The 3,869-nt window shown below is 69.7% G+C and carries 2 protein-coding genes and 1 pseudogene; 2 read left to right on the forward strand and 1 reads right to left on the reverse strand.

Going from position 1 to position 3,869, the window contains the following annotated elements; genetic code table 11:
- Together G3573_RS20695 and rpoD are read left to right on the forward strand one after the other, a co-directional pair.
- Positions 1–569 (forward strand): annotated as a pseudogene (locus G3573_RS20695) (DNA primase); the annotation flags it as partial.
- A 69-nt stretch (positions 570–638) separates the two neighbouring features.
- Positions 639–2,570 carry an RNA polymerase sigma factor RpoD gene (gene rpoD, locus G3573_RS20700; protein WP_163263547.1) on the forward strand — a complete coding sequence of 644 codons (1,932 nt, stop codon included), beginning with the start codon at positions 639–641 and terminating at the stop codon, positions 2,568–2,570.
- Between the two features lie 57 nt (positions 2,571–2,627).
- Here rpoD and G3573_RS20705 read toward each other — a convergent pair.
- The coding region (locus tag G3573_RS20705; RefSeq protein WP_163263548.1) for a HAMP domain-containing sensor histidine kinase at positions 2,628–3,869 on the reverse strand (1,242 nt) is incomplete at its 5' end.

Here is a 3,869-nt window from a genome sequence, read left to right on the forward strand (position 1 = left end):
GCCGGGGGCGCGGCGAGTGGCGGCGCGGCGGCGCGCCGGTCCTGTCCGGGCCGTCGGAAGGGGCGCGCCGGGCGGCCGGGGCCCTGTCCCAGACCATCGACATCATGGCCGCCGCCGTGGCCCAGGGCGCGATCGACGATCCCGCCCGTCTGGACGAGCGGCTGGAGGAGATCGAGGCCTGCGGTTTCGGCGATCCGGCGCTGGACGGATTGGCGAAAGAAATCATCCGACTGCGGCTGCAGGCCGACACCCTTGACAGGGATGCTCTTACTCGCCATTTGGCCAAATCGGGACTCGGTGCGTTGTTACGCGAGGTCGAAAGGGCGGCCCTGAAATCGGGCGCGCCGTTCCTGGCCCCGGAAAAGACGCTCGCCGACGCGCGAGGCCTGTGGTCGCAAGCGTTCGACGCTCTTTCGCGGTTGTCTGCGTTGGAGCGCGCTTTGGCGTCTGGGAAAACGGAGGACCTGTACGGTTCTGATCCCGAGGCGTTCAAGCGTTTGAAAGCCGAACGCGACGCGCTCAGGCGGGCGATCAAGACGGGAACGATTTGGGCGGACGACGGGTCGTAACCCGACGCGGCGCCGATTTTGGATTTGGTGTTTGCCGAACCCCGGGGGGCGGGTCGGCCGGAGACGCGAATGACCAATCAGGTGGAAACGCAAGAGGCCGAAGTTTCGTCTGACGGGCCTCTGCTGGACCTGACCGACGCTGGGGTCAAGAAGTTCATCAAGCAGGCCAAGGCCCGCGGCTACGTCACGATGGACGAGCTGAACAAGGTCCTGCCGTCCGAAGAGTTCAGCTCCGAGCAGATCGAGGACACCCTCGCCATGCTCTCGGAGATGGGCATCAACGTGATCGAGGCCGAGGAGGCCGCCGAAGAAGGCGGCGAGGTGGCGGTTCGCGAAGAAACCGCCGTCGTGTCCGAGGCCGAGTCCAAGCCGACCTACGACCGCACCGACGACCCCGTGCGCATGTACCTGCGCGAGATGGGCTCGGTGGAGCTGCTGTCGCGCGAGGGCGAAATCGCCATCGCCAAGCGCATCGAGGCCGGCCGCGACACCATGATCCGCGGTCTGTGCGAGAGCGCGCTGACCTTCGAAGCCATCATGGTCTGGCGCGACGAACTCGCCGCCGGCCGCATCCTGCTGCGCGAGATCATCGACCTCGAAGGCACCTACGGCGGCCAGGGCGGCCCGCCGACCGGCGAGGAAGGCGAAGAGGAAGAAGTCGAGGCCGAAGCGGCTCCGGCCGAAGCTCCGGCCGAGCCGGAAGGCGAGGGCGAAGAGGACTTCGACGACGGCGCCGGCCCGACCGTCTCGGCCATGGAAGCCGAGCTGCGCGAAGGCGTGATGGCGACGCTCGACCTGATCGCCGCCGACTTCGAAGGCTTCCGCAAGCTGCAGGAAAAGCTGGTCTCGGCCCGCCTGCGCGGCGAGGACCTGTCGGCCGCCGACCGCAAGGCCTACGAAGCGGCCAACGCGGCCATCTCCGGCCGCCTGAAGACGGTGAAGCTGAACAACGCCCGTATCGAGGCGCTGGTCGAGCAGCTCTACGCCATCAACCGCAAGCTCATGCAGCTGGAAGGCCGCCTGCTGCGCTTGGCCGACAGCTACGGCATCTCGCGCACGGAATTCCTGAAGGCCTACTTCGGCTCGGAACTGGATCCGACCTGGGCCACGCGCGTCCGCGACATGGGCGTGCGCTGGACCAAGTTCGCCGACAACGAAGCCGGCCAGATCTCCGACATCCGCGGCGACGTCGCCACCCTCGCGACCGACGCGGGCGTGCCGATCGACGACTACCGCCGCATCGTCCAGACGGTGCAGAAGGGCGAGCGCGAGGCCCGTCAGGCCAAGAAGGAAATGGTCGAGGCCAACCTGCGCCTCGTGATCTCCATCGCCAAGAAGTACACCAACCGCGGCCTGCAGTTCCTGGACCTGATCCAGGAGGGCAACATCGGCCTGATGAAGGCGGTCGACAAGTTCGAGTACCGCCGCGGCTACAAGTTCTCGACCTACGCCACCTGGTGGATCCGTCAGGCGATCACCCGCTCGATCGCCGACCAGGCCCGCACCATCCGTATCCCGGTGCACATGATCGAGACGATCAACAAGATCGTCCGCACCTCGCGCCAGATGCTGCACGAGATCGGCCGCGAGCCGACCCCGGAAGAGCTGGCCGAGAAGCTGGCCATGCCGCTGGAGAAGGTGCGCAAGGTCCTGAAGATCGCCAAGGAGCCGATCTCGCTCGAGACCCCGATCGGCGACGAAGAGGACAGCCACCTCGGCGACTTCATCGAGGACAAGAACGCGGTCCTGCCGATCGACGCGGCCATCCAGTCGAACCTGCGCGAGACCACCACCCGCGTGCTGGCGTCGCTGACGCCGCGCGAGGAGCGGGTGCTGCGCATGCGCTTCGGCATCGGCATGAACACCGACCACACCCTCGAGGAAGTCGGCCAGCAGTTCTCGGTCACCCGCGAACGCATCCGTCAGATCGAGGCCAAGGCGCTCCGCAAACTGAAGCACCCGTCGCGGTCGCGGAAGCTGCGCAGCTTCCTGGACAGCTGATCGGTCCTTCGGGACTGACGAATTGAAGAGGCGCCGGTCGAGAGGCCGGCGCCTTTTTCATTGCGCGAGGGGCAGGGTCGCTTCGAAGCGGGCGCCGCTCGCAGACGCGACCAACTCCAGCCGTCCGTGACTGGCGGCCAGCAGGGAGCGGGCGACAGCCAGGCCCATGCCGGTGCCGCCCTCGGCCCGGCGGCTGGTGAAGAACGGCTCGAACAGGCGCGCCCGGTCGGCCTCGGGGACGCCGGGGCCGTCGTCGGCGACGGCCAGCACCAGGGCGTCGGGCGTGGCGCTGGCGGTGATCGTCGCGCGACGGGCGCCCGCCTGGCGGCTGTTTTCCAGCAGGGCCGTCAGAACCGCCTCGAGGGTGGCTTCCGGCACGGCGACCCGCGCGACCGGTTCGGTCAGCTCGACGGCCACGGCGAATCCGCCGACGGCCAAGGCGTCCGCTGCGCGGCGCACAGGCGGGGCCGGATCGACCGACACGCCCGCTTCTGGCCGGGCCATGTCGGCGCGGGCCAGGTCCAGCAGGCGGCCGACCAGTTGCGACAACCGCGCGGCGTCGGCCGAGATGGCCGACAGGAAGCGGCGCCGCTCGGCCTCGCTCATGTCGCCGTGGTGGTCTTCGAGGAGCTCGGTGGCGCCGCGGATGCCGGCCAGCGGGGTCTTGAACTCGTGGCTGACGGCGGCGGCGAAGTCGCGCAGGTAGCGCGAGCGCCGGGCGATCGCCTCGCCCATGACGGCGAAGTCCTCGTAGAGGGTGCGGATCTCGACCGCGGCGGTCTGTGGCGTGGGCGGGATGGCGCCGTGGCCGTGGGCGACCTCGCGGGCGGCCGCGCTCAGGGCCTCGATCGGCCGGGTGATCCCGCGCGAGACCAGGCCCGACAGCACCACCAGCAGGCCGAAGATGGCGCCCACGCCCAGCATGATCTTGCCGCGGTCCTGGTAGATCCCGCGGAACAGGGCGCGCGGCGAGCGCGACAGCAAAAGCGCGCCCACCACCTGGTCGCCGACCCGCACCGGGCGGGCGTGGTGGATGCGCAGGGCAGAGGCGCGGCTAAGCCACTCGAAGGAATAGCGCGGCCGGTAGGCCCCGTTGCGGCGCAGGACGGTCTCGGGCGAGCCGGCCAGGGCCGCGCGCACCTCCGGCAGGCCGGCGTAGTCGCCGCCGACTTCAGGACCCAGCACCACGCGGCCCGACCGGTCGACCAGCACGATCGAGGCCAGGGTGGTGCGGCTGGTGGCGCGGACCAGCGGGGCCAGCGCGGCGGCGGTCGTGAGCGCGTCGGCCTGCGCCGGGGC

The sequence above is a fragment of the Caulobacter sp. 17J65-9 genome, from assembly GCF_010975005.1.
Taxonomy (GTDB): Bacteria; Pseudomonadota; Alphaproteobacteria; order Caulobacterales; family Caulobacteraceae; genus 17J80-11.